This window comes from Shewanella sp. 10N.286.54.B9, from assembly GCF_041468565.1.
Classification (GTDB): domain Bacteria; phylum Pseudomonadota; class Gammaproteobacteria; order Enterobacterales; family Shewanellaceae; genus Shewanella.
Genome location: NZ_JBFRIY010000082.1, coordinates 1 through 212, shown reverse-complemented (window position 1 = coordinate 212; position 212 = coordinate 1). Strand labels below are relative to the sequence as shown.

Annotated in this window: 1 protein-coding gene; it reads left to right on the top strand. The window is 53.3% G+C overall.

Features of this window, described 5'->3' with window-relative positions; all coding sequences use genetic code 11:
* On the top strand, positions 1 to 212 hold a 212-nt coding region (locus tag AB4135_RS21390; protein WP_371995448.1), incomplete at both ends, for an Ig-like domain-containing protein.

The following is a 212-nucleotide window of genomic DNA, read 5'->3' as shown; positions in this document are numbered from 1 at the left end:
CTCATCACCGATAACAGCGGTTCGGGTGTGGATAGCGACTTAGACGGCGACAGCCTCAGCATCACCCACATCAATGGCGTGCCAGTGACCTTTATTGCTGGCGTGGCCACCGTGGCGATTGATAATGGCAGCTTAACCATCAATGAAGATGGTAGCTTCACTTACAGCCATAATGGCGACCAACCAGCGCCAACCAGCTTCAGCTACACCAT